The sequence below is a fragment of the Bradyrhizobium algeriense genome, assembly GCF_003062295.1.
Taxonomy (GTDB): domain Bacteria; phylum Pseudomonadota; class Alphaproteobacteria; order Rhizobiales; family Xanthobacteraceae; genus Bradyrhizobium; species Bradyrhizobium algeriense.
The window spans coordinates 1-530 of record NZ_PYCN01000214.1 but is presented as its reverse complement, the minus strand read 5'-3'; the positions used below and the strand labels follow the sequence as shown (position 1 = coordinate 530).

General features: G+C 68.1%; 1 protein-coding gene. It reads left to right on the top strand.

Annotated elements, in window-relative coordinates:
* Positions 1-530: ATP-binding cassette domain-containing protein (locus tag C7G61_RS43180; RefSeq protein ID WP_145963854.1), on the top strand; the 530-nt coding region annotated here is incomplete at both ends.

Here is a 530-nt window from a genome sequence, read left to right as displayed (position 1 = left end):
ACCACGTCGCCGAGCGGATGCCGGACACGCCGATCGCCAGGATCCGCGCCCGCACGGCGCAAATCGGCTTTCCGGGCGCGAAGGCGGACACGCCGGTCTCTGCCCTGTCGGGCGGCGAGAAGGCGCGCCTTTTGATGGGGCTGGCGGCCTTCAGAGGCCCTCACCTCCTCATCCTCGACGAGCCGACGAACCATCTCGACATCGACAGCCGCACGGCCCTGATGGAGGCGATCAACGACTATACGGGCGCGGTCATCCTGGTGAGCCACGACCGCTTCCTGATCGAGGCCTGCGCCGACCGGCTCTGGATCGTCGGCAACGGCAGCGTAAAGCCTTTCGACGGCGACATGGACGATTACCGCCAGCTCGTGCTCTCCGGCGATCTCGATCCGCAGAAGCGCTCCGACAGGCCGCAGGCACCCACCGCCTCCAAGATCGATGAGCGCCGCGCCGCTGCAGAGCGCCGGGTGGCGCTGGCGCCCCTGCGCAAGAAGCTGGAGGCGCTTGAGAGCCGGATGGCAAAACTCACC